General features: G+C 66.3%; 22 protein-coding genes. 11 read left to right on the forward strand and 11 right to left on the reverse strand.

Translation table 11 applies throughout. The features are described 5' to 3' along the window. Positions 1-235 precede the first annotated feature (235 nt). From CHEID_RS05515 to dut, 4 genes are all read right to left on the reverse strand, one after another. Positions 236-1636: a class I SAM-dependent RNA methyltransferase gene (locus CHEID_RS05515; protein WP_273660962.1), complete on the reverse strand. Its 1401-nt coding sequence runs from the start codon at positions 1634-1636 to the stop codon at positions 236-238. Further along, positions 1636-2220, reverse strand: a complete 585-nt coding sequence (locus tag CHEID_RS05520; protein ID WP_238599347.1) for a DUF3159 domain-containing protein — start codon at positions 2218-2220, stop codon at positions 1636-1638. The genes CHEID_RS05515 and CHEID_RS05520 overlap by 1 nt, the downstream gene beginning before the upstream one ends. Before the next feature lie 199 nt (positions 2221-2419). Beyond that, complete coding sequence (locus tag CHEID_RS05525; RefSeq protein WP_112769744.1) at positions 2420-3157, reverse strand: DUF3710 domain-containing protein; 738 nt, start codon at positions 3155-3157, stop codon at positions 2420-2422. 29 nt (positions 3158-3186) lie between these two features. Beyond that, on the reverse strand, positions 3187-3654 hold the full coding sequence (gene dut, locus CHEID_RS05530; protein WP_112769745.1) for a dUTP diphosphatase: 468 nt from the start codon (positions 3652-3654) through the stop codon (positions 3187-3189). Between the two features lie 203 nt (positions 3655-3857). Between dut and CHEID_RS05535 the strand changes: the two genes are divergently transcribed. After that, positions 3858-4352 (forward strand): DUF3093 domain-containing protein, encoded by a 495-nt coding sequence (locus CHEID_RS05535; RefSeq protein WP_181645991.1) that lies wholly within the window; start codon positions 3858-3860, stop codon positions 4350-4352. A 70-nt stretch (positions 4353-4422) separates the two neighbouring features. On the opposite strand, the gene CHEID_RS05540 is transcribed toward CHEID_RS05535, so the two are convergent. After that, positions 4423-4722: a DUF4193 domain-containing protein gene (locus CHEID_RS05540; protein WP_112769147.1), complete on the reverse strand. Its 300-nt coding sequence runs from the start codon at positions 4720-4722 to the stop codon at positions 4423-4425. A 157-nt stretch (positions 4723-4879) separates the two neighbouring features. Next, on the reverse strand, positions 4880-6004 hold the full coding sequence (locus CHEID_RS05545) for an inositol monophosphatase family protein (protein ID WP_112769154.1): 1125 nt from the start codon (positions 6002-6004) through the stop codon (positions 4880-4882). Between the two features lie 157 nt (positions 6005-6161). Here CHEID_RS05545 and ppgK point away from each other — a divergent pair, with 157 nt between their 5' ends. Continuing rightward, positions 6162-6926, forward strand: a complete 765-nt coding sequence (gene ppgK, locus CHEID_RS05550) for a polyphosphate--glucose phosphotransferase (RefSeq protein WP_112769146.1) — start codon at positions 6162-6164, stop codon at positions 6924-6926. A 322-nt stretch (positions 6927-7248) separates the two neighbouring features. After that, positions 7249-9117, forward strand: coding sequence for an RNA polymerase sigma factor (locus CHEID_RS05555; protein ID WP_238599273.1), 1869 nt, complete (start codon positions 7249-7251; stop codon positions 9115-9117). A gap of 22 nt (positions 9118-9139) precedes the next feature. Here the strand turns inward: CHEID_RS05555 and CHEID_RS05560 are convergent, their stop codons facing one another. The 3 genes from CHEID_RS05560 to CHEID_RS05570 form a co-directional block, all read right to left on the reverse strand. Further along, positions 9140-9520, reverse strand: a complete 381-nt coding sequence (locus CHEID_RS05560) for a DUF308 domain-containing protein (protein WP_238599272.1) — start codon at positions 9518-9520, stop codon at positions 9140-9142. A 68-nt stretch (positions 9521-9588) separates the two neighbouring features. Next, positions 9589-11325, reverse strand: coding sequence for a DEAD/DEAH box helicase (locus CHEID_RS05565; RefSeq protein WP_112769145.1), 1737 nt, complete (start codon positions 11323-11325; stop codon positions 9589-9591). Between the two features lie 2 nt (positions 11326-11327). Continuing rightward, positions 11328-11570, reverse strand: a complete 243-nt coding sequence (locus tag CHEID_RS05570; protein WP_112769144.1) for a DUF3039 domain-containing protein — start codon at positions 11568-11570, stop codon at positions 11328-11330. Positions 11571-11629: 59 nt separating this feature from the next. On the opposite strand from CHEID_RS05570, the gene CHEID_RS05575 reads away from it, so the two are divergent. From CHEID_RS05575 to galE, 6 genes are all read left to right on the forward strand, one after another. Next, positions 11630-12142 carry a DUF3099 domain-containing protein gene (locus CHEID_RS05575; RefSeq protein ID WP_238599271.1) on the forward strand — a complete coding sequence of 171 codons (513 nt, stop codon included), beginning with the start codon at positions 11630-11632 and terminating at the stop codon, positions 12140-12142. After that, positions 12129-13832, forward strand: a complete 1704-nt coding sequence (locus tag CHEID_RS05580; RefSeq protein WP_181645887.1) for a DUF7782 domain-containing protein — start codon at positions 12129-12131, stop codon at positions 13830-13832. Before CHEID_RS05575 ends, CHEID_RS05580 begins: the two co-directional genes overlap by 14 nt. Before the next feature lie 3 nt (positions 13833-13835). Then, complete coding sequence (dtd, locus tag CHEID_RS05585) at positions 13836-14291, forward strand: D-aminoacyl-tRNA deacylase (RefSeq protein ID WP_112769141.1); 456 nt, start codon at positions 13836-13838, stop codon at positions 14289-14291. Between the two features lie 167 nt (positions 14292-14458). Beyond that, on the forward strand, positions 14459-15553 hold the full coding sequence (locus CHEID_RS05590; RefSeq protein WP_112769151.1) for a sigma-70 family RNA polymerase sigma factor: 1095 nt from the start codon (positions 14459-14461) through the stop codon (positions 15551-15553). A gap of 114 nt (positions 15554-15667) precedes the next feature. After that, positions 15668-16378, forward strand: a complete 711-nt coding sequence (locus CHEID_RS05595) for an iron-dependent transcriptional repressor DtxR (RefSeq protein ID WP_112769140.1) — start codon at positions 15668-15670, stop codon at positions 16376-16378. A 14-nt stretch (positions 16379-16392) separates the two neighbouring features. Next, the gene (gene galE / locus CHEID_RS05600) at positions 16393-17397 is read left to right on the forward strand and encodes a UDP-glucose 4-epimerase GalE (RefSeq protein ID WP_112769139.1); all 1005 of its coding nucleotides are present in this window, start codon (positions 16393-16395) and stop codon (positions 17395-17397) included. Here galE and CHEID_RS05605 read toward each other — a convergent pair. Further along, positions 17354-18829 (reverse strand): DUF4192 domain-containing protein, encoded by a 1476-nt coding sequence (locus CHEID_RS05605; RefSeq protein WP_112769138.1) that lies wholly within the window; start codon positions 18827-18829, stop codon positions 17354-17356. The two genes, galE and CHEID_RS05605, sit on opposite strands and share 44 nt — an antisense overlap. Before the next feature lie 231 nt (positions 18830-19060). On the opposite strand from CHEID_RS05605, the gene CHEID_RS05610 reads away from it, so the two are divergent. Further along, entirely contained in the window at positions 19061-20212 is a 1152-nt protein-coding gene (locus tag CHEID_RS05610; RefSeq protein WP_112769137.1) for a PAC2 family protein, read from the forward strand. Beyond that, entirely contained in the window at positions 20203-22797 is a 2595-nt protein-coding gene (locus CHEID_RS05615) for a DEAD/DEAH box helicase (RefSeq protein ID WP_112769136.1), read from the forward strand. The genes CHEID_RS05610 and CHEID_RS05615 overlap by 10 nt, the downstream gene beginning before the upstream one ends. On the opposite strand, the gene CHEID_RS05620 is transcribed toward CHEID_RS05615, so the two are convergent. Further along, complete coding sequence (locus CHEID_RS05620; protein WP_112769135.1) at positions 22794-23759, reverse strand: hydrogen peroxide-inducible genes activator; 966 nt, start codon at positions 23757-23759, stop codon at positions 22794-22796. The genes CHEID_RS05615 and CHEID_RS05620 overlap by 4 nt on opposite strands. Positions 23760-23793 lie beyond the last annotated feature (34 nt).

Consider the following 23793-nt stretch of genomic DNA (forward strand, 5'->3'; position numbering starts at 1 on the left):
CTCCCCGATGTCCTGGCCATAGCGTGTGGCTCGGTCGGTCGGTTCTTCACCGATCGGGGCCGTTTTCCTCCCCACTGGGTTGCAGGGGTGCCACGGCCGACGATCAGCGTGCTCCGGCGCCCACATCTCCGCTGCTAAGCGGGGGTTGCGCGGCGCCGCGCGCGGTTCTCCCCAGCTTAGTGGGGAGCTTGGGGGCCGCGTTAATAATGCGTTTCACACCCGCCGTCTGCCCTGTTCAGTGGCCTGCGGCCGGCACGAGATGAGCGAGCAGCTCGACGTGGTGGGTCAGCCCAAAGGCGTCCACGACGGTGACGTGCTCCACCTGGTACCCACATTCCGCCCACGCCGCGAGGTCCCGCGCGGCGGTGGCGGGATCGCAGCCAATGTGAACGATATGGCGGGGTTTGGCAGCTGCGATCGCTCGAATCGTGGGGGCCCCGGCACCCACCCGCGGGGGGTCCAGGACCACGGCGTGCACTCCGCCCTCGGTGCGCAGTGTGGCCAGGCTCCGGGCGGCGGCGTCCTGACGGGACCGGGCGGAATCGGAAGTCTTGCCCCGCCTGCGGCGACGGTGCACTGCGCGGGGCCGGTGGGCGCCAATAGCCCCGGAGACGAAGCGAACGTCCGCCCCCAATTGCCCGTCGCCCAGTGCCGTCCGCCCCGCTTCGCTGGCGGCGGAGGCAACATCCATACTGTCTACCCGGTCGGCCAACCGCGCCAGAACCGGGACGAAGGCCCCGGCCCCGCCGTACAGGTCCCATGCGGTTCCTGGCCCCGCCGGCAGATGGCGGCCGATCCACTCGGCGTAGCTGCGCGCGGCGGCACCGTGACCCTGCCAGAAGCTATCGACGGGGAGCTCCCAGCGCTGGTCTCCAATTCGGCGGTGGACGGTGCCGCTGCCCAGCACAACGTGCGAGCCGTGCTCCCCGAGCTCCACCGCAGAGTGCTCCCCATCGTCACCCAGAGCCACCGCCACCTGAGCGCCCGGGGTGAACCGCATGGTTGCGAGGGGGCCGACCAGTCCCGGTGCCCACTGGGCACACTCGGCCGCGTCAATGGAGATGAGGTCGTGCGATGCCGCCCGTCGAATGCCGGCCCGTCCCTCGTTATCGACGCCAAAACGGGCGCGCGTCCGCCAGCCTCGCTGTGGTGGCAGGCTCAGCACGGAAACCCCGCCGCGTTCACCGCCGACCTCCGCGTCCACCGGGCACAGGTGCAGGTGGCCGATACGGGCGAGCTGGTCCAAGACCACCGCGCGTTTGAACTCCAGCGCACCCTCCGGGTCCACGAAGGACAGATCACAGCAGCCGGCACCCGCCAGGGCTGCGGGACATTGCGCGGCAACCCGGTGCGGGGAGGGTTGCCCCACCTCCAGGGCCCACCCGGTGCGGAAGGAGCGCGGCTGTTTCTGCTGTTCCCGTTGTTTCTGCTGTTCCCGCTTCACCCGACCTGCGGCAGAACCCTGGTCGGGCAGGGGATCCAGGGCCACCTGTACGCTCCGCTCCCCTGGCAGGGCTCCGCGAACGAAGATGACCTGGCCCTCCGGGGTGCGGGCCAAGCAACTCCCCCCGTGGGCGGGCCCGGCAATATCCACAACCAGCGTTTCTGGCGACGGTGCGGACTTGGCGTGGGTCATCAGTGGCGACCCTCCGCGGCGTTGGCGCGGCGTACCGCCCACACCGTGATTAGCAGCGCGGCGATGGTCAGGGGCCACCCCATGGCAATACGGGTGTACCCGAGCGCGGTGGTGGCGTCCCGAAGATAAAGCCACTGCTGGACCCCGAACCGGGCGAAGAAGACCACGGCCCAACACGCGGTGGCCAGGCTGAAGGCCCGCACGGCCCGACGGTTGGTGCGCCAGCGCTGATCGTGGCCGTTGATCGAGCGCCAGATCACTCCGACGAGGGGCCAGCGCAGCGGGATACTCAGGCTAAAGACGATACCCGCGACAAGCGAATACCAGATTCCGTAGGCGAAGAAGCCCTTGGCGTCGCCGAGGATCCAGGCGATGGCGGCGCCGATGGCCACGCCGATAAAGCCGCTGACCGCCGGCTGCACGTTTTCTTTGCGAACCAGGCGCCAGACAAGAACGGCCGTGGCCACCCCGAGGGCAGCGCCGAGGGCGGGCTTGAGACCGTAAGCGTTGTTGACCGGGACCATCACAAGGATGGGCAGGGTGCTCGCGACCAAGCCGCCTAGCCCGCCCATCTGCTCGAGCATCGTGGCAGAGGAAGCGGGGGTATCCGAGTCGGAAGCATGGGACTTTGCCGGGCTGGCGCCAGGCGCGGATCCGGTCCCAACGCCGGGCGGCGGTGTCGAGGGGGTATCGGGCGAACCGTTGGGTTCAGGGTGCGAGGGCATGTGACGAGGGTAGACCGAAGCGATCCGGAGAATCGAGGGCGGGACGCCTCTGGCCCGGTTAAGCCTGCCCTCGGCCCTCGGATTGGGCCTGCGCCTGCGCCTGAGCCTCGAGGTGGCGGCGCAGTTCATCGGCCATGGCCTGGGGGATCTGCACCGGCAGGGCGGTGCCGGCGGGGATGGGGTCCTTCCCGCGCATCACAAAGGTGCGCGCGATGATCTGGCGGGTCAGCTCCACCAGGTCGGCAGAGCCGGCGCCGGGCCCGGCCAAGGTCATGCGCAGCATCCAACGGGGGCCGCTCACACCGATGACGTGCATCGCGGCATCCCCGGACTCGGCGTGCACCTCCTGGCCCCAGGGGCCTTGCTCCATGCTGACTTGCAACCCGTCCTCAGCCATCCCCTGCAGGATTTCGGTGGCCGCTTCCTCCCACATGTCGGTGCTCTTCGGCGCGGCGAAGGCGACCGGAGTGATGCGACCAAAGGGGGTGACAATGTGAACCATCTGCGGGCCGGACGGGCCCATCTCCACCTGAACCTCCCCCTCGTGGGGCACGGGCACCATGAGGGAGCCGAGGTCCAGGCCGCCTTTGGCGAAATCGGAGAAGTCGAACTGCCGGTAGTCCACGCTGTCGCCGTCGAAGGGACCGAAATCCCCCTCCACCCGGTCGTAGCCAGCGGCGCCCGCAGTCGGTTCTGCGGCGGGCTCCTCTGCCCCAGCCTGGCTCTCGGGGACCTCTGCCGCGTCGGTACCGGGCTCTGCGGAGTTCTTCTGCTTCTTCTTAGCGAATCGCCACATGGTGTTCACCCTAGTCAGTCGGCCAGTGCCTAGTGGGAACCGGTGGAACCATAACCCCCGGCACCCCGGACCGTCTCCCCAAGCTCGTCGATGTCCGCTACCTCCTCTACCCCGCACAAGCTGACCTGCTGGACCACAAGCTGGGCGATCCGGTCCCCCCGGGCGATCTGCACCGGAATGTGGGGGTCCAGGTTGATCAGACACACCTTGATCTCGCCGCGGTAGTCCGCGTCGATGGTGCCGGGGCTGTTGACGATGGAGAGGCCACTGCGCGCCGCCAACCCACTGCGCGGGTGCACTAGGCCCACAGTCCCGACCGGCAACGCGATGGCAATGCCCGTACCCACCAGGGCCCGATGCCCCGGCTCGATACGAACGTCCTCGGTGCTGCGCAGGTCCAGCCCGGCGTCCGTGGGATGGGCCCGGGAGGGTAGGGGCAGGCCGCGGTCCAGGCGAGTTATGCGCAGGGGAGCTTCCCCCTGGGTGTGCTCAGTCATGGCCCCATACTGTACAAGTCTTCCGCTCCCCCGCCGCTGCCTTCCCCGGCCCACCCCCCGAGCTGGGCGCCTCGACCGCCTCGCAGTGGGTAACAATGGCGCCTAGTAGTATTGGAGCATCTGAAACCACTGCTGCATCCGGCAAGTCCTGGATCCGGCGTTGTGGGTAATAAGCCAATTAGCGTTCAGACAGGAGAACTGCTGTGCCAGACGTGCGCCCGCCCCATGGGGGTTCCGAGGTGTTGTACTCGGAGCGCCAGCGGGTGCCGTTGACCTGGTGGCTGTTGTGCGCGGGCGTGGTGGCGATTATCGCCTGGCAAGCTCAAATGCAACGCCCGTGGTGGTGGGGGGCAATCGCCGGGGTCCTGGCGGGGGCAGCCGCGACGTGGATGTTGCTGCGGCTGTCCACCACCCGTATTGCCGTCGTCGCCCAGCCGGACGGGCAGCGCTGGCTCCACGCGGGCGGGGCTAAGATTCCGGCGCGCCTCATCAGCAGGGCGCTCGTCATCCCCCCGACGGCCAAGCAGGCGGCCATGGGGCGGCAGTTGGATCCGGCGGCCTACGTGGTCCACCACGGGTGGATCCCCACGATGGCCATGGCCGTGCTGGACGATCCGGACGACCCCACCCCCTACTGGCTCATCTCCACGAAAGATCCGGACGGGCTTCTAGCCGCCCTCGACCGCCCGGTGTACTAAATCCCCGCTGGTTCCGCCGCCCCCACGCCCCCCCTGATCTGCTTCCCCTCCCCCTGCCCGGCGCTGCGCCCTAGGCGCAGTCGACGCAGATGTATTCGTTGTCCCCGGCATTTTCGGCAATCCTGCTGCGGTGCTGGACTAGAAAGCACACGCTGCACGTGAACTCGTCGGCCTGGCGGGGAATGACCGTCCCGGAAAGCTCCTCCCCAGACAGGTCCGCCATGGGCACGTCATAGGGCTCTACGATCTCCCCATCGTCGGTGTCATCGACGTCGGGCTCCGCTTTCTCAGCCGCTTTCAGGCCTTCCAGCGAGTCCGTCTCGATGTCCTCATCGCCGCGGCGGCGGGGGGCGTCGTAATCAGTGGCCACGAAGTTCCTCCTACAGGTGACCGCGATCTAAAACCATTTCTTTGCGGGAAGTAATAACCCCCGCAGATTGCTTCGTCTAGACCGGTTTATCGTTTCGTCGTCCGCGCATACTAGAGCACTTTCCAGGGCCTTGTCACGTCAATCTCACACGGGGGCCTTATTGCGGTTCCAGCTCACCCCCGGCACCGTTTTCCAGGAGAACTCCCCTAAGCCTCTCGGCCACTTTGTCAATCGCCGCCATCACTAGCATTCCCCGGTCACTTCCGATTGTGAGCTCAGGGATCCACACCTGCGCCCCGGCACGCGCGGCGATGATGGCACCGGCGGCGTGATCCCAGGACCCCAGGCCGTGCTCGTAGTAGGCATCTACTCCGCCCGAGGCCACCAGGCACAGGTCCAGAGCCGCCGAGCCGATCCGTCGGAAGTCCCGCACCGCTGGCAGAACGGCGGTCGCCAGCTCCGCCTGGGCCCGCCGACGTTGGGAGAGATAGCTAAACCCTGTGGCCACGAGCGCTCGGCTCAGGGGATCGGCCGGGCCGGCGGGGGAACCCACGCCAATGGCGGTTGCGGGGGCATGTTCTGGGCCGTGTGTGCTTATGGACGCCATATCCTGCGCGTTGGCCCGAGCTCCCACCCTGGCGCTGTAGACCCGCTGGGCGGGAACATGGGCGACAGCCCCCACGACAGGAACACCGTTGACGGCGGCGGCCACGCTCACGGCGTAAGCGGGAATGCCGTAGATGAAGTTCACGGTGCCGTCGATGGGGTCCACGACCCACTCCACCTCTGCCCAGCCGACATCCTCTGCCCGCTCGCCCTGCGCTGCGCATTCCGGATCGGGCGAAAGGACGGTCTGACCGTCTTCCTCCCCAAGCATGCGGGCACCGGGTGTGGCCTGCGCCAAGTTCTGGCGAATCTGTCGTTCGGCGCTCTGATCCACCTGTGTGACGGGGTCCACGCTGGAGCTCTTGGTCTCGGCTACGGGGACCCGTCCGTAGGTGAGCCCTGAAGCTCCCCCAGCTTCGCCCTGTTTTTCCGCGCCGGTCGCTTCGCTGCGGAGTGTCGCGATGAGCTCGGCGGCCGCGACAGCCGCCCTGACGGCGGTGTGGTGGAGGTACTCGAGATCCTCGGGTCCGTACGGGCCGGCGTGGGTCCCGGAGGTCGTGTCGGGGGTGAGCAGTAGATGTGGAGCGGCATGGCGGCAACCGCGCACGGTGGAGGTGGCGTCCACACCCGATCCACCAGAACCGACGGCGGGCCGGGGGGAGAATGAGAAATCCATGGGCACCATGATGGTCGATTCTCCATCGCTGCGTCGGCGGCCGTGACTGCAGCGGGATGCGTCGCCCCGGCAACACGCCCCCCATACTTGCGCGCGGAATGCAGCGTTACTGCTGGTCGGGGGACGCCCCGTGGCGCCCGCATGTAGCATGTGCCCCATGAGCGAAGTTCACAGCGAACGAGGCTTTGGCGTGGATATCGGTGGTTCCGGCGTCAAAGGGGCAATAGTCGATCTGGCCACGGGGCAATTGGTTGGGGACAGAAAGAAAATCGGCACACCCCAGCCCGCTACTCCAGACGCCGTAGCCGAAGTCGTCCGGGAGATAGTGGACTGGTTTGAATGGACCGGTCCCGTGGGAATCACAGTTCCCTCTGTTGTAAAGCACCAAATTACCCGCACGGCAGCAAATATCGACCCCCAATGGATCGGTTCGGATGTCCAGGCCCTCTTCGCCAAACACTTGGGCACCCGGCAGCTCACCGTATTGAACGACGCCGACGCCGCCGGGTTGGCGGAAGTGACCTACGGCCCCGACGAAGCCCGCAGCGGTTCCGCCATGCTGCTGACCTTCGGCACCGGCATTGGTTCGGCCCTGCTCATGGACGGACAGCTATACCCGAACACCGAGCTTGGCCACATGCCCTTCGGCACCACTGAGGCGGAAAAGTGGGCATCCTCCGCCGTTCGGGAACGCGAGGACCTCAGCTACAAGGAGTGGGCCAAGCGGGTCAACGGGGTCATGCACCTCTACGAACGGCTCTTCTTCCCCCAAACCTTCATCGTCGGCGGGGGCATTTCCCGCAAAGCCGAGAAGTGGGTTCCCTACCTGGACGTGGAGGCCCCGGTCATCCCCGCCAAGCTACGCAACGAAGCGGGAATTATCGGCGCGGCCCTTGCCGTTAGAGACAACGTGAGGCCCTAGGCTAGGGACCCCCGACCAGGGGAACCGACCCATTGCGTTATAATGGGCGGTCGATTACCGGTCCCGCGATCACGCAGTTCGCGAGGGCAGGTGGTGGCCACAGTTGTGGCTTCACCACCACGAGCGCGCAACCGAACACTAGTAGCCACCCTCCCCTTGGCAACCTGAAGGTGCCAGGCCGCTAGCAGTGAGGGCCTGGAGCAGTATCCTCCTTCCCTCCACACGGGTGGCCTTCTGCTCCGTCGCACGCGGGGATTGGCGCAGCCTGGAACGAGGGGCGCACCAGACCTCCACACTCAGTAGGACAAAGGAAAGGGCTTTCGTGGCTTCACAGGACTCGACCACCCCCGGCACGACCGCCAACGGCGCCGCCGACGCCGGGAACGCTGCACAGGGCGCACCTGCCCGCAAGAAGGTGGCCAAAAAGGCCGCCGCCCGCAGCACCCGGAAGGTCCAGCAGAAGTCCACCAGCCCGTCCCCTGCCCCAGAGGCCGACTCCGCCGAGACCAGCGGCACCGACAAGGCTTCGGACCAGAAGACCGCCGCCAGCGGGGCGAAGAAAACGGCGGCGAAGAAGACTGCCGCCAAGAAGACCACGGCGAAGAAAACAGCAGCAAAGAAAACCACTGCCCGAAAGACGGCGGCGAAAAAGACAAATACGGCCAAGCTGGAGTCGGCGCAGGCAGCACGACAGGAAGCCGCCGGGGATCCGGTCACCACCGCTCCGGATGCTGCTACCAGCGCTCCCGCTTCCGGCGCGGCCAAGGACTCGGCGGAACAGAGCTCCACCGCCGCGAAGAAGACCACCGCCAGGAAGACGGCAGCCAAGAAGACAGCGGCCAAGAAGACAGCCGCGAAAAAGACCACCGCGGCGAAGAAGCCTTCCACCGCGATGAGCGTGACTGCTGCGGACGAACAAACCGTCCCGACGGTGGATGCCGCGGACATCGCGGATGCCCCAGACGCCGTGTTGGCTGACGATCTGGACGTCACCGCCGTCGCAAACGCCGACGGGGACCTGGTCGACGGCGATACCAGTCTCGACGAGGACGACGTGGAGGACCTCGACCTGGATGCGGACCCGGACGAGGACGAAGACGACGACGAAACCACCGAGGAACTGGGCGACGAGGACGACGAAGACACCGAGGACGCTGAAGACGCCGAGGAGGATTCCTCCAGCTCCTCGGCTGAAACGGATGGCAGTTTTGTCTGGGATGAGGATGAATCTGCCGCCCTGCGCCAAGCCCGCAAGGACGCGGAACTCACCGCTTCCGCGGACTCCGTTCGCGCCTACCTCAAGCAAATCGGCAAGGTGGCCCTGCTCAACGCCGAACAGGAAGTTTCGCTGGCCAAGCGCGTCGAGGCCGGTCTCTACGCCACCTACCGCCTGCAGACCATGGAGAGCAGCGGCGAACGCCTCGCACCGATGCAGCGCAAAGACCTGCGGGACATCGCCAAAGACGGGCGCAAGGCCAAGAACCACCTGCTGGAGGCCAATCTCCGCCTTGTCGTGTCCCTGGCCAAGCGCTACACGGGCCGCGGCATGGCATTCCTGGACCTGATCCAGGAGGGCAACCTGGGCCTCATTCGCGCCGTGGAGAAGTTCGACTACACCAAGGGCTACAAGTTCTCCACCTACGCAACCTGGTGGATTCGCCAGGCCATCACCCGCGCTATGGCGGACCAGGCCCGCACCATCCGCATTCCCGTGCACATGGTGGAGGTCATCAACAAGCTGGGGCGGATCCAGCGCGAGCTACTGCAGGACCTCGGCCGCGAACCCACCCCGGACGAGTTGGCCCGGGAGATGGACATCACCGTGGATAAGGTGCTGGAGATCCAGCAGTACGCCCGCGAGCCCATTTCCCTGGACCAGACGATCGGCGACGAGGGCGATTCGCAACTCGGGGACTTCATCGAGGACTCCGAGGCAGTCGTGGCGGTGGACGCGGTGTCCTTCACTCTGCTGCAGGACCAGCTCCAGGATGTGCTGCATACCCTCTCCCCCCGTGAGGCGGGCGTGGTGAAGCTCCGCTTCGGCCTCACCGACGGGATGCCGCGCACCCTCGACGAGATCGGACAGGTCTACGGGGTCACCCGGGAACGCATCCGGCAGATCGAGTCCAAGACCATGTCCAAGCTGCGCCACCCCTCCCGATCCCAGGTATTGCGGGACTACCTGGACTAGCGCTCGGCCCCCTTTCGGATCATTACTTGGATCCGATCTCGTTGATGCACTGGGTGAGCGCGTCCCCTTCCTTGCCCTGGCATTGGTCCACGGCGCGGGAGACCATCGTGGTGGACACGATCCCCACGATCATCGCGAGGATCCCCAGCACCAACCCCGTGGCGGCGTAGGCCCGGGGTGCCTGCTTCCGACTGGCGACAGTGAGCGCCACAATGCCCACGGCGATAGCGATGATGGCCGCGATGATTCCGAACACGGGCAGCAGACCGCAGGGCAGCGCGAGGATGCCGAGGATCAACGCCGCCAGCGACAGTCCCGTCACCCGGCGGGGTTGAACGGCGACCGGCTCGGCCCGCCGGGGTGCGGACGATCCGGAAAGGTCGGAGTAGTTATTCGGGACCATGAGCTTCTTCCTCTGCTGGCGCGCCTTCCCCAGTGGGCGGCGGGGGGTGAGTGTAACGACCCCAGAGCCTACCAGTCCCGTAGGTAGGCAATCCTATCCCGAAGTTGCTCCGCCGAACACAGCGCGGTGGGCGGCCCGCCACAGTTGCGCCGCACCTCGGTGTGTATCGCGCCGTGCGGCCGACCCGTCCGGCCGGCTGTCATGGACACCAGCGCGTTGAGTTCCTTCCGCAACGCTGGCAGCTCCTCGGCAGCGTGAGCTCGCGAGGACCGGGACCCATCGGCCTGCTCGGGAGCCCGTTCCGCACGCTCCTGCCGGTTCCCCGCACTCGATGCCGACGCACCCGCCGCTCTCGCCTGTCGCGTGTCCAGTTGGCTGGCCTGGCGTTGTTGCAACAGCATCCGCATCTGCTCGGCATTGAGTAGCCCGGGCAGTCCGAGGTACTCGGCCTCCTCCTCCGAGCCGGTGATGGTGGCGGTGCCGTAGGTGGAGCCGTCGAAGATGAGGCTGTCCAGTTCCGCGTCGGCACCAATGGATTCGAAGCCCTTGTCCTCCTCCGGCTCGTTCTCCGTGCGCTGCGCCTGATTCAGCAGGGCCTCATCCCATCCCTCTTGGGTGCGGTGCGGTTTGCCGAGCACGTGGTTGCGCTGGGATTCCATTGTGGACGCCAAGTCCAGCAACACGGGCACACTGGGCACGAAGATGGACGCGGACTCGCCCGGCCGGCGAGCGCGGACAAAACGCCCCACGGCCTGGGCGAAGAACAGCGGCGTGGAGGCGGACGTGGCGTACACTCCCACGGCCAGTCGGGGCACGTCCACGCCCTCCGAGACCATGCGCACCGCCACCATCCACTCGTTGCTGGACTCGGAGAACTCGCTAATCCGCCGGGTCGCGTCCGCCTCGTCGGAGAGCACGACGGTCACCGGGGTATCGCTAATGCTGGACAGGATCTTGGCGTAGGCGCGCGCGGTGGTCCGGTCGGAGGCGATCACCAGACCGCCGGCATCGGGAACATGCGTTCGTAGCTGCCGCAGCCGGGTGTGGGCGGCCTGCAGCACGGCGGGGATCCACTCGCCGCGGGGGTCCAAAGCTGTGCGCCAGGCGCGCGCAGTCTGTTCCGGGGTCAGCGGCTGCCCCAGCCGAGCTTCGAACTCCTCCCCCGCGCTGGTGCGCCAGCGCGCTTGTCCCGAGTAGGCGAGGAAAACGACGGGGCGCACCACGCCGTCCCGCAGCGCATGGGAGTAGCCGTAGGTGTAGTCGGCCGTGCTTTGCAGGGCCCCACCGTCGGCGACCGGCTCGTAGCGCACGAAGGGGATCTGGGAGTCGTCCGAGCGGAAGGGGGTGCCGGTCAGTGCGAGGCGGCGCTCGCTCGACGAGTACGCGAACCGGACCCCATCCCCCCAACTTTTGGCGTCCCCGGCGTGGTGGATCTCGTCCAGGATGACGAGGGACTTCTTAGCGGTGGCGACCTGATAGTGCTTGGTGGGCTTCATCCCCACCTGGGCGTAGGTGACGGCAACACCGTCATAGGCTCTGTTGAGCGCTGAGGAGTTGCCGAATTGCGCGTCGATGGCGATGCCGTTTGCCGCCGCTGCAGCGGCCCACTGAGTTTTCAGGTGTTCTGTGGGAACCACGATGACGATGCGGTGAACAATGCGGGCATCCAGCAGGGTCCGCGCAATGGTCAGGGCGAACGTCGTCTTACCCGCCCCGGGGGTCGCGACGGCGAGGAAGTCCTTCGGCGCCGTAGCGATGTACTTGTCCAGTGCCTCCTGCTGCCAGGCACGTAGTTTCCGCGGCACGCCTACTTTTTGCGCAGCATCTGGTAGAGCTGCTCGCACTTCGGACACACGGGAGAGCCGGGCTTAGCCTGCTTCGTGACCGGGAAGGTCTCCCCGCACAGGGCTACGACCATGTTGCCCATGACGGCGGACTCCACGATCTTGTCCTTCTTGACGTAGTGGAAGAACTTCGGCGTGCCCTCGTCGGTGCGCTCCTCTGTGGCGACGTCCGGGCGCTCGATGGTGGTCGTACTGGGGCTACTCACGGTTACCCATCATGCCCCGCCAGCGCCGTCATTTCCAACTGCGTACTAGCGTGGAGCGCATGCCTGTTGCCAAGCCCAGTCGCCGAGCTCGCCGCCGCCGCGGTGAGCCCGTGGAGCTGATCACGGATGCGCGGCGCAGCCCCTTGGAGAACTGGCGTAAACGGCGCAAGACCTACATCATCCTGCAGCTCATCCGCCTGCCTCTGCTCGCCCTAACCGGCCTTGTGCTGTGGCTGACCCACAATACGGTGCTCGCCGTCATCATCGCCTCCATCAGCGTGCCGCTGCCGTGGATCGCGGTCCTGCTGGCCAATGAGACCGGGGATGTCGATAAACAGGAGCGCAAGGTGTACAAGCCCGCCGTGGTCCGGCAGAACCGGGACTTCTTCGCCCCGCCCCATCCTCAACTGGGGCCGGCTCACAACGAGGCCGCCCAGTTGCCATCCCGCACGAGCGATCAGGCGGGGGTTCATCCCCCGGAGGGCCCCGATCAGCCATGGATTGTGGACGCCACCGAACACCAGCGCCCCACCACCTCCGACGGAGAGGACCCCACCCATGCCCCAAGCTGAACTGCCCGAGCCTCCGCTGCTGGAACCACCGGAGCACTCCGAGCGCGTGCGCGATGCGCTCCGGCGGGCCGTCGCGGCCCTCACCACCTGCGATTACTCGGAGCAGATGGTGCACGAGGCGCTGGGCGAGGCGGGGCTCACTGCCCTCGCGAAGCGCTGCCCAGCCGGGGCTCGGCGGCGCCTGCGCCTTCGGGCCGCGGCGCAAGCCGTGGGAGAGCAGTCCCCAGCGGCACAGTCCCCGGGCTGTCGGGGCGAGTCCAGCTGGGACCCCGCCCGGCGCCGTGCGCAGCTCATCGTCAGCGCGGTGTACCTGCGCACGCCCCACCCCCGCGCGGACCTGGAGGCCATCTTCGGCCCGTCGCTTACCGAGGAGCTGGTGGACACCGGTCTGTGGCGCTCGACCGGCGCCGGGGTTGGTGGCGTCCTCCCCGATCTTTACGCCCCGAGCGTGGACATCCGACCCATTCGGAGCACACCGCACGGCGGCAGCGAGATCATTATTGCTTCGGACGCGGACGCCTCCCTGGACCTACGCGTGCCCCGAAGCGACTTCGTGCCCGGCGTGGGCAATGCCCCCCGTTCACTGCTGGGCACCATCCCGCCGCGGCCAGGGCGGCGCATTCTCGATCTCGGTTGTGGCTCGGGTGTCCTCGGCCTCATCCTGGCCACGGCGGATCCGCACGCCCAGGTGACGGCCACGGACATCTCCCCACGGGCCCTCATGTTCGCCGCCGCGAGTGCCGCGAGCGTGACAGATGGCCGCGTCCGCCTGCTTCACGGTTCATGGTTCGATCCTGTGGAGGGCGAGGAATTCGACACCATTGTGTGCAACCCTCCCTTCCTCATCGGGCCCGGGGCTCAGCGGCACGTCTACCGGGACGGCGGCCTCGAACTCGATGGCGCCAGCCGCCTGGTGATCTCGCAGGCCCCGGATTACCTGGCTGACGGAGGAAGCGCCCACCTCCTGGCAAGCTGGGCCCTGGGTGAAGGGGAAAGCGCGGCCCAGCGGGTTGCCGGGTGGATACCGAATCGGGGGGTGCGGGCCTGGGTGGTGCGGCGCGAGGAAGTCAACATAGAGGAGTATGTAGCCACCTGGATCGCGGACGAGGCGGTGGATCCCCGCTCTGCGGAAGGAACCCGGCTCGCCGAGGGGTGGCTGGACTACCTGGAGGCCAAGGGCATCCACCGGATCGGTTTCGGCTGGGTGCACATGCGCCGCATCGAGGGTCCATCGGAGGTCACTGTGGAGACGATGGATCACCCCCTGGCTCCGGGGGCCTACCTGGGTACGGAGGTGGCGGAGTGGTTTGAGCGTGCCGAGTGGGTGGCCCAGGTGGAGAACGCGGACGTGTTGCGAACGAGCTTTGCAGTCCGCCCAACAGTTGCATTGGAAATAGTTGACATCCCCGATGGTGCGGCGCGGCTGGGATTCGTCCACCACCACCGTCGCCTGGTTCGCACCGACGGCCCTGCGTGGTCTCACGACATTGACGAGCACCTGCAGGCCATTCTCGCCGGGCTCAGCCCGCACGGGTTGGACCTCGGGGACGTGGTGGAGCTGTACTGCGCGGCGCGGGACATCGCGGCCGAGCAGGTCCGCGAGCAGGCCGCGACCGCAATCGTGGAGCTCGTTCGACACGGGTTAGTGCTCCCGGCGGAACTTATCGCCGAGGACACGGAGGAGGTGTAAACAATGCGCGCAGTGCTATCCACGGTGAGCCGGGCACAGGTGAGCGTGGGCGGGGAGGTTGTCGGGGCCATCGGCAGTCCCGGGTTGCTCGCTCTCATCGGGGTGGGCGCACAGGACGCCGACGAGGCAGCCTCCACGATGGCCCGCAAGATCGCAGATCTTCGGCTCTTTCCCGCCCCGGGGCAGTCGTGGACCGACGGGCCCCGCAACCACTCGGCGGTGGACGTTGGAGCCGAAATCCTTGTGGTCAGCCAATTCACCCTGATGGGGGCAACGGCCAAGGGGCGGCGACCCTCCTGGGGCGCGGCGGCCCCAGGCCCCCAGGCGGAACCGGTCATCGAGGACATCGTCGCTTACCTGCGTGCCCGCGGGCTCCAGGTAAAAACTGGGAGATTTGGGGCAAATATGACTGTCGAGTCCACAAACGAGGGGCCGTTCACCGTCATCGTAGACACCTGAGTTCAGGCCGGTCAGCGGCCCTTTCGGGCTACCCTTGGGGGTAATCGGGGGTATGAATTTTTCGCTCGTTGCGGAACTTTGTCTACCCAGTGGAACAATATGTCCCACTGGGCCGTTAAGCGATTAGAACGCTCGCTCCCCTATGCCTGCAGGAGGACATGAACCGCATGACGAACTCCATGTATGAGGACGATGAAGTTGAACGGGGTGTTGGTGCGGATACCGATTTAGACCGGCAGGATTCCTCCGAGGATGACCGGACATCCCGGTCCCAGCGGCCTTCCGGGGATCCCGATTCCGACGGCTCCGAGGCGAAGGAAGACAAGGGGCGCCGTCGGGGCAACAACGACAACCCCTCTGCAGACCTCGTCCGCGTTTACCTCAACGGGATCGGGAAAACGGCGCTGCTCACGGCAGACGATGAGGTGGAATTGTCGCAGCGGATCGAGGCGGGGCTCTACGCAGAGCACATCTTGGCCAGCGGTGAACAGCTTACCCGAGCACGCAAGCGCGATCTGAAGATTCTGGTGCGCGAGGGCAAGCAGGCCCGTACCCACCTCCTAGAGGCCAACCTTCGCCTGGTCGTCAGCCTCGCCAAACGCTACACCGGGCGGGGCATGCCGTTGCTTGACCTCATCCAGGAGGGAAACCTCGGGCTGATCCGAGCCATGGAGAAGTTCGACTACACCAAGGGCTTTAAGTTCTCCACCTATGCAACGTGGTGGATTCGGCAGGCCATCACCCGGGGCATGGCGGACCAATCGCGAACCATTCGACTGCCGGTGCACCTCGTGGAGCAGGTGAACAAGCTGTCTCGGATCAAGCGGGAGATGTACCAGCACCTCGGGCGGGAAGCCACCAACGAGGAACTGGCCGAGGAATCGGGCATCGAGGAGTCCAAGATCGAGATGCTGCTCAAGCAATCCCGCGATCCAGTGAGCCTGGACATGCCCGTGGGCAGCGATGAGGAAGCACCACTGGGGGACTTCATCGAAGATTCCGAGGCGACCGATGCGGAGTCCGCTGTCGTTGCCTCCTTGCGCCACTCGGACGTCCGGGCGGTGCTGGACACCCTCGAGGAGCGGGAGCAGGACGTCATCGAGCTTCGCTACGGCCTCAATGACGGGATGCCTCGAACCCTGGACCAGATCGGTCGGCGTTTCGGGTTGTCGCGGGAGCGGGTGCGCCAGATCGAACGGGAGGTCATGGCCAAGCTGCGTGAGGGCGATCGCGCCAACAAGTTGCGTGCCTACGCGGGCTAAAGCGGATGTGGACCCGTCCGCGCCCAGGGGCCGTGTAACGTCTAAGTGCATTAGTCATCCATGTGATGGGCGCGCCGTGGCTGGCGCGGCTGAGGAGAAAGGGCAGTCCGCACCGTGAGGGACCTCGTAGATACCACCGAGATGTATCTCCGCACCATCTACGAACTGGAGGAAGAGGGAATCCCCCCGCTTCGGGCCAGAATCGCCGAGCGGCTAGATCAGTCGGGCCCCACGGTGAGCCAGACCGTCGCCCGGATGGAGCGCGACGGGCTGCTCAGCATCCAGCCGGACCGGTCGCTCAAACTCAGCGATGAGGGCCGTGCCCTGGCCACCGCCGTCATGCGCAAGCACCGGCTTGCGGAGCGCCTGCTGACGGACGTCATCGGGCTGCCGTGGGAAAAGGTCCACGATGAGGCCTGTCGGTGGGAACACGTTATGGGCGACGAGGTGGAACGCCGCCTGGTCAAGGTACTCGACGAGTTTTCCACCTCCCCTTTCGGCAATCCCATCCCAGGATTGGCCGACATTGTCGAGGAGGAAGCGGCTCCCGCCTCGACAGACACTGCCGGTGCCTCCCCCGCGTCTGCCCCGGGTGTCCGCGGCAGTGACGTGGATGCGGACGATCCCGTAGAGGTGACGATCGTTAGCTTCAACGAGATCGTTCAGCTCGAGCATAAAATCATGGCGAAACTCAGCACCCTCGGCATCAATCCGGGTTCGCAGGTCCGAATGCATGCGACGGATGACGGGCTGGTCCTCACCGGGGACAACGGGAGCGTGACCGTCCCCCACGAGTTGGGCCATGCTATCCGGGTCATTCCTTAGTAGACTGCGCGGGCATGACTGAATTCCCCGCCGATTCGCACATCCTCGTTACCGGTGGCGCCGGATACGTCGGCAGCGCTTGCACTCAGGTGCTGCTGGACCGGGGTTACCGGGTGACCGTCGTGGACAACCTCACAACGGGGAACCGGGACGCCGTCCCCGAGGGCGCCAGCTTCGTCGAGGGGGATATCCGCAACGTGGCCCGGGACATCCTCGGCTCGGAGGATTTCCAGGCCGCCTTCCACTTCGCCGCCCGCTCCCTCGTCGGGGAATCCGTGGAGCACCCAGAGGAGTATTGGCATCACAACGTGGTGACCTCCCTCGAACTACTGGACGCGATGCGGCTGCATCGAGTGAACAACCTCGTGTTCTCCTCCACCGCCGCCTGCTACGGAGAGCCGGAAGAGGTGCCCATCACGGAGGATGCGCCCACCTCCCCCACGAACCCCTATGGTGCCTCCAAGCTCGCGATCGACCACATCATCTCCTCCTACGCCACAGCTCACGGGCTGGGCGCCACGAGCCTGCGCTACTTCAACGTCGCCGGGGCCTATCGCGGCTGCGGGGAGAACCGCAGCGTGGAGACCCACCTCATCCCCCTCGTACTCCAGGTCGCCCTGGGGCACCGGGACGCCATCAAGGTTTTCGGCACAGACTGGCCAACAGCCGACGGCACGGCGGTGCGGGATTACATCCACATCCTCGATCTCGCGGATGCCCACATCCTCGCAGCCCACACCAACGCGCCCGGCAAGCACCGCATCTTCAACCTCGGCAGCGGCGATGGTTACAGCGTGAAGCAAGTGGTGGAAACCTGCCGCGCCGTAACGGGCCACCCCATTCCCGCCGAAGATGCTCCCCGCCGCGCCGGGGACCCGGCGACCCTCATCGCGTCGTCCGCCCGCGCCATCGAAGATCTGGGGTGGCAACCCCAGCATTCGGATTTGGAAACGATCGTGCGGGATGCCTGGGAGTTCACCGCAGCCCTTGGCGACCGGGCGCACTCATCACGGCGCTGACCGCCAGCCAATCCACGACCTCCGCGAGTTTGCGCAGCTCCTCGGTCTGCGGATTTGCCCCGGACTGAGTTCCCCGACCACGCTCGGTCATCGAGGCGGGGATGCAACCGAGGCCGCACTTCAGCCCGCCGACGAGGTCCTTGGCGCCCGGACGGGTGAGCCGGTCAATCGTGCTGTGTCCCTCTGCAAGGTAGCTGCTTAGGTGGCGCGACACCTCCCCCACGTAGTGCGCGGCCAACAGTGACTGCACCTCCTCTCGGCCCACCCATGGATCCGTGTCCGCCTGGCTGTGCATGTGCTGTGATGACTGTGCCGTCCCCTGATCTGACGGCCCTCCCTCTCCTCGCTTCGATCCGTGTGCGACGGTCTCCAACTCCTCCACGGCCCGCTGCATCGTGTGGGAGGCAACCACCCCCTCACCGGCCCCGGCCAGCAGATGCGCCAGGCCGATCATGGCCCGAATCCGAGGCGGCCCGGCTAGGCGCCGCACGGCGTCGGCGAGGGCCGGGCGCAGTACCGGGAAGTTCTCGCCCAGTCCCACCACGAGCAGCAGCGGCAGAGTGTGGCGGTGCCCGGCCAACAGCGCGACGGCCCCGATCACATCATCGTCGTTGCACAAGGACTGCGCCGTCCTGCACATCTGCACGCGCACCTCGTGAAGGGCCCGCACAACGGTGGCGGTAGCGCCGTATAGCTGGCCTCCGCAGGGGATGTGGGCAGACGGGGTGCAATCCCCGCAGGGGGACGGGCCCGGCGGCACCCCGCCGCCGTCCCGGCCGTCGCCCGGCCAGGGATCCAGCCACGCCTCCAGCTCCTCGCGGTCCCGGAAGTAGAGGGCTCCACTGACGGCCGCGTTGATGCTCACCGGATTATCCCGCACGTCCGTTACCGCCCCCTCTTCCACCCACAGAGGATCCCCCTCGGCTTCCACCCGGCAAAAAGCGGTGCTCCGGCGGGCCCGCCAAGTCGCGCCGCTGTCAATGGCGTCCACCCAAAATAAGCCAACGCACTCGATGTCCTCGGTGGCGAGGAAGGCGGAGGTGGCGTCCAGAAAAGACGCGGCCTTCTCCCCCGATCCCATGACCGCCACCGCCACGGCCTGAGCGCCCGCTGTCTCCCCCATCACCGCGGCCATCGCCCGCAGGGCCTCATCGAGGGACCACCAATCGGCATCGGCGCGCACCACCGGCCCCACACGCATCCGGCTGGCTTGGCTCGCATGCGGTAGCAACCCGATGACCAGCACGGAATTATCCGGATGGAAGCCCAACATGCTGGGTAACGCCGCGATGATCTGGCCAGGGCTGCCGCCGAGGTGAATGGGCGTCGGGGGGATCGCTCTCTCGATGTCCCGGCACTCACTGGGTCCCTGCGCCCGCGGAATATTGGAGCACGTGTTCTGGTTGTACGAGGCACTTCTGCGAGATGTCATGGGCCAGATGTTTCCCGCCGCACAGCCCCACCGGGATGACCCACCCGGGAAAACCCCAGGTGGGTGTGGATTACCGGAAATGTGTGGAAAAGTAGCCAGGAAGCATGACCCCCATCAGGCCCCACCGGGGACCCGCCGGGACCTGCCGAAAGCAACCCCATCCTCGCAGTTGATAGGATTATTCGACACCGCCTGCTCGCCGCGGTTCGATGGGAAGGAAGTGCCACAGACATGACTGACAACACGCCGGCCAACAACCAGGCACGCAACCGGATGTACGAGATGGAGTACCCCGCGCCCATTGATACGTCAGGGGAGCACTTTCGGCTCCCCCGCCTGCCGGAACGGCGGATCAACCCGGAAGGCCACGGCGCCGCCGATGAGGAGGGCACTGCTGAGGGCCTGCCCATGCTCATCGCGTTGCACGGGTACGCCGATGCCGGGCAAGCCGTCGCCCACTCCGGTACCCACCTTCTTCAAGCCCTGCCGCACTCCCGTGTCGCGCGATTCAACGTCGACGAACTCGTGGACTACCGTTCGCGGCGCCCAGGTGTGACCATCGAGGGCAATCGAATCGCTGACACGGACCGCCTAGAGCTGGACCTGCACGCGGTGGACGACGCCGACGGGCACAAGTTCCTCCTTCTGTCCGGCCCCGAACCCGACCTGCGCTGGGAGGCCTTCAGCGAGGCCGTTGCGGATCTGGCCCGCCGCGTACGCGCGTCCAAGGTGGTGACCTTATACGCCGCACCCATGGCCGTGCCGCACACCCGGCCCATCGCCATCTCCGCGCACGCTTCCGATCCGGAGCTGGCCCGGGACTTCCACTCGTGGGACGCTCGGATCACCGTTCCTGGGGCTGCGGCGCTGGAGGTGGAGCGCCGCCTCAGCACCCAGGGCTGCGCGACGATCGGCCTGACGGCACACGTTCCGCACTATGTGTCCGCTCACGACTACCCGGAGGCCACGTACGAGCTGCTCAAGGCCGTGTCCGGCATCACCGGGCGCGTCTTCCCGCTCAAGGCCCTGGAAGCGGAGATGAACCGGGTCCAGCATCAACTGGCCGAACAGGTGGAGGAATCGGAGGAAATCGCCTCCGTCGTCCACGCCCTCGAGCGGCAGTATGACGCACATGCCGAAAAGACCCGGCAGCGCCGCAACAACTCCCTGCTCGCTCCCGGACAGTCGATCCCGACGAGCGATGAGCTTGGGGCGGAGTTTGAGGCCTTCCTCGCCGAGATGTCCCACGGAACCGATGGCGCTGCGGATGGCCCGAGCGCGAAGGCCAACGGAGGCACCGGATGGCGCGGGGACACCGGCGAGCGCAGTGATGACGACCGCACAAAGGACGAGTGCGACGAGGATGAGCGCGGTTGTCCATAGCCACGCAGCTAGCCCAGATGCTCCCGGACCTCGATGAGGTCCCGGCATCGCTCGTGGATGACGCGATCCTCGCCAGCTTCCTCAGGTGGGTATCGGATCGAGGCATCGAGCTGTATCCGGCCCAGGAGGAGGCCGCGACTGCCCTGGTGGCGCAGGACAACGTCATCCTGTCCACGCCTACTGGATCCGGAAAGTCCATGGTCGCTATCGCGGCCCACTTCATCGCGTTGGCCCGGAAACAGCGCTCCTTCTACACAGCGCCGATCAAGGCCCTCGTCAACGAGAAGTTCTTCGCCCTGTGTGAGGTCTTCGGCCCGGAAAACGTCGGCATGATGACCGGCGATGCCACGGTTAACGGGGGTGCGCCGATCATCTGCGCGACGGCCGAGATCGTCGCGAATATTGCGCTTCGGGAAGGAGCCCGGGCGGATATCGATCAAGTGGTCATGGACGAGTTCCATTACTACTCCGAGCCCGATCGCGGTTGGGCTTGGCAGGTGCCGCTGCTGGAACTACCCCGCTGTCAGTTCCTGTTGATGAGCGCCACCCTGGGCGATACCCGGTGGCTGGAAGAAGACCTCACCCGCCGGACCGGCCGAGTCACCACCCCAGTGACCGGCAGCGTGCGGCCGGTACCGCTGAGCTTCAGCTACGTGTACACCCCGGTGCCCGAGACCCTCGAAAACCTCCTGGCGGAGAACAAGGCGCCCATTTACCTGGTGCATTTCACCCAGCGGGAGGCGATCGAGCGGGCCCAATCCCTAACCAGTATTCCCCTCGTCGGAGCGGAACAGCGCGCGCAGATCGCGGACGCCATCGGTTCTTTCCGATTCACCTCGTCCTTCGGCTCGGTGCTCTCCCGACTCTTGCGACGCGGCATCGGGGTGCACCACGCGGGCTTGCTCCCGAAGTATCGCCGCCTCGTCGAGAGACTGGCCCAGCAGGGGCTGCTCAAGGTCGTGTGCGGAACGGACACCTTGGGGGTGGGCATCAACGTGCCCATCCGCACCGTCGTGTTCACCTCCCTGGCGAAATACGACGGCTACAAACACCGGATTCTCAAATCGCGGGAGTTCCACCAGATCGCCGGCCGCGCCGGGCGGGCGGGCTTTGATACCGAGGGGACCGTCGTGGTTCAGGCCCCGGAGCACGAGATCGAGAACTTCCGCCTGCGCCAACGGGCTGGCACGGACCCCAAGAAGCTCAAGAAACTCCGCAAGAAATCGGCACCGTCCGGGCAAGCCACCTGGAGCGAATCGACGTATGAGCGTCTGAAGGACGCGCAGCCGGAAGAACTGACGAGCCAGTTCCGGGTGTCTAACTCGATGCTGCTCAACGTGGTGGCCCGGCCGGAGTGGACCTACGCGGCCCTACAGCACCTGCTGCGGGGCAACCACGACACACGGGCCAAGCAGAACCAGCACATCCGCACCACCATCGAACTCTACCGGGGCCTGGTGCAGGCGGGCATCGTCGCCGAGACCGCAGCAGACACCCCCTCCGGGAAGACCGCGGAACTCACGGAGGATCTGCAGCGGGATTTTGCGCTGAATCAGCCGCTGGCCCCCTTCGCGCTGGCCGCACTGGAACTGCTGGACCCGGAGTCCCCCACCTACACCCTGGACGTAATCAGCACATTCGAAGCAGTGCTGGACTCCCCCCGTCAGATCCTACTGGCCCAGCAGCGCAGCGAGCGGGGCGAAGAACTGGCCGCGCTCAAAGCGGAGGGGGTGGATTACACCGAACGCATGGCCCTCATCGAAGAGGTGACATGGCCCCAGCCCCTGGCAGAGGAGTTAGACCGGGCATTCGAGGTTTACTCCGGGGCCCATCCGTGGGCCAAGGACTTCGATATCGACCCGAAATCCATCGTGCGCGACATGATCGAGAAGGCCATGACGTTCTCCGATTTCGTCGCCGCCTATCAGCTAGGTCGGCTCGAGGGGGTCGTGCTGCGCTACCTCACCGACGCCTGGCGAACCCTGGAACACTCCGTGCCCGCATCCCACCGCACGGAGGAGCTCGAGGACATCCTCAACTGGTTGGCTGAGCTGGTCCGCCAGGTGGACTCGTCGCTCATGGACGAATGGGCAACCCTCAACGATCCGGATGCCCCGCTGAGCGAGGAACAGGTGCGCGAGCACGCTTACGGCGAGGAAGACAGCTCCGCGCTCAGCAGCAATGAACCGGCCCTCATCCGGATGATCCGCAACTACTTCTTCCGGCACGTCGAACTGTTTGCCCTCGAGCGCGAAAACCAATTGGTGCAGATGGATGACTACCTGGACAATCCCCCCGATTGGCCCGCCGCGATGGACGACTACTTCGATGAATACGCGGACGTCGGCGTCGACGCGGCGGCCCGCTCCCCCCAGCTCATCAGCATTCGCCGCTCCGCAGAACCCAGTGCCCGCGAAAGCACGGACGAGGCTGCCGCCACGTCATCCCGCTTGTGGCACGTACGGCAGACCATCAGCGACCCCGAGGGGGACCACGGCTGGGCACTGGTGGGCGTAGTCGACTTGGATGCCACCGACGAAGCCGGGGAGATCCGCCTGAGGACGCTGGACATCGTCAGCGGTTAGCACACCCGCTCGACGAGGAGTTCGCGGCTCTCCTGAACCGATTCCGCGAAGGCCTGGCTGACCATCGCCCCCAGGGCCATGTAGTCACCCTCCCTGGAGGAGCTTGTGCGATACACCAGCCCCACGTGCCGGTTCGCGGATGTCACCCCTTCCGCAAAGGTAGCCAGCGCAATCCCGGGACGTTGACATTCGGCGGCGACGGCGCTGACGGGCACGAGCGTCGTCCCCAGTCCCGCACCCACCAGTTGAATGACGGTGGCCAAGCTGGCCGCTCGGGTGAGGGCATGTCGGGGATCGTTGCGCATCGCCACGGTCCGGCACAGGTCGAGAACCTGATCGCGGAGGCAGTGACCATCGTCAAGCAGAAGAACGTCGAGCTCCGCCAGCTCACTCGCCGCTATTCCGTGCTGCCCGGCCAGCCGGTGGTTCTCGGGGACGACGAGCACGAACTCCTCGGTGTACAGGGGGACCTTGGTCAACCCACCCCCCTCGATGGGGAGGCCTACCACGGCGACATCGATGCTGCCCTGGCGCAATTGGTCCACGAGGTGCAGGGTCTTGTCCTCGACCACCCGGGGCGTGAGGTCCGGGGCCTGGTGTGGGAAAAGCCCCAGCAGGGCGGGCAAAAGGTAGGGTGCGATTGTGGGGATCATGCCGATGGACATGGGGCCGGTCATACCGCCACTAGCGCCCCGGGCGTGGGCGACGAAGTTGTCCAGGCTCTCCATCGTGGCCTGCGCCAACGGCAGCAGAGCGCGGCCAGTTGGGGTGACGATGACACGGCGGGTAGATCGTTCAATCAGTTGCACCCCGAGCCCGTTTTCCAGGGCGGCCAGTGCCTGTGAAAGGGAGGGCTGGGAGATTCCGAGATGGGCTGCGGCCGTACCGAAATGGCCGTGCTCAGCGATCGTCGCAAACGTCCGCAACTGCGCTAGCGTAGGGCGATACTCTCGGTTGACCACGAGGGAAAGTTTAGCGCAGGTCGAAACAAGAATT

This window comes from Corynebacterium heidelbergense (assembly GCF_028609845.1).
Taxonomy (GTDB): domain Bacteria; phylum Actinomycetota; class Actinomycetes; order Mycobacteriales; family Mycobacteriaceae; genus Corynebacterium; species Corynebacterium heidelbergense.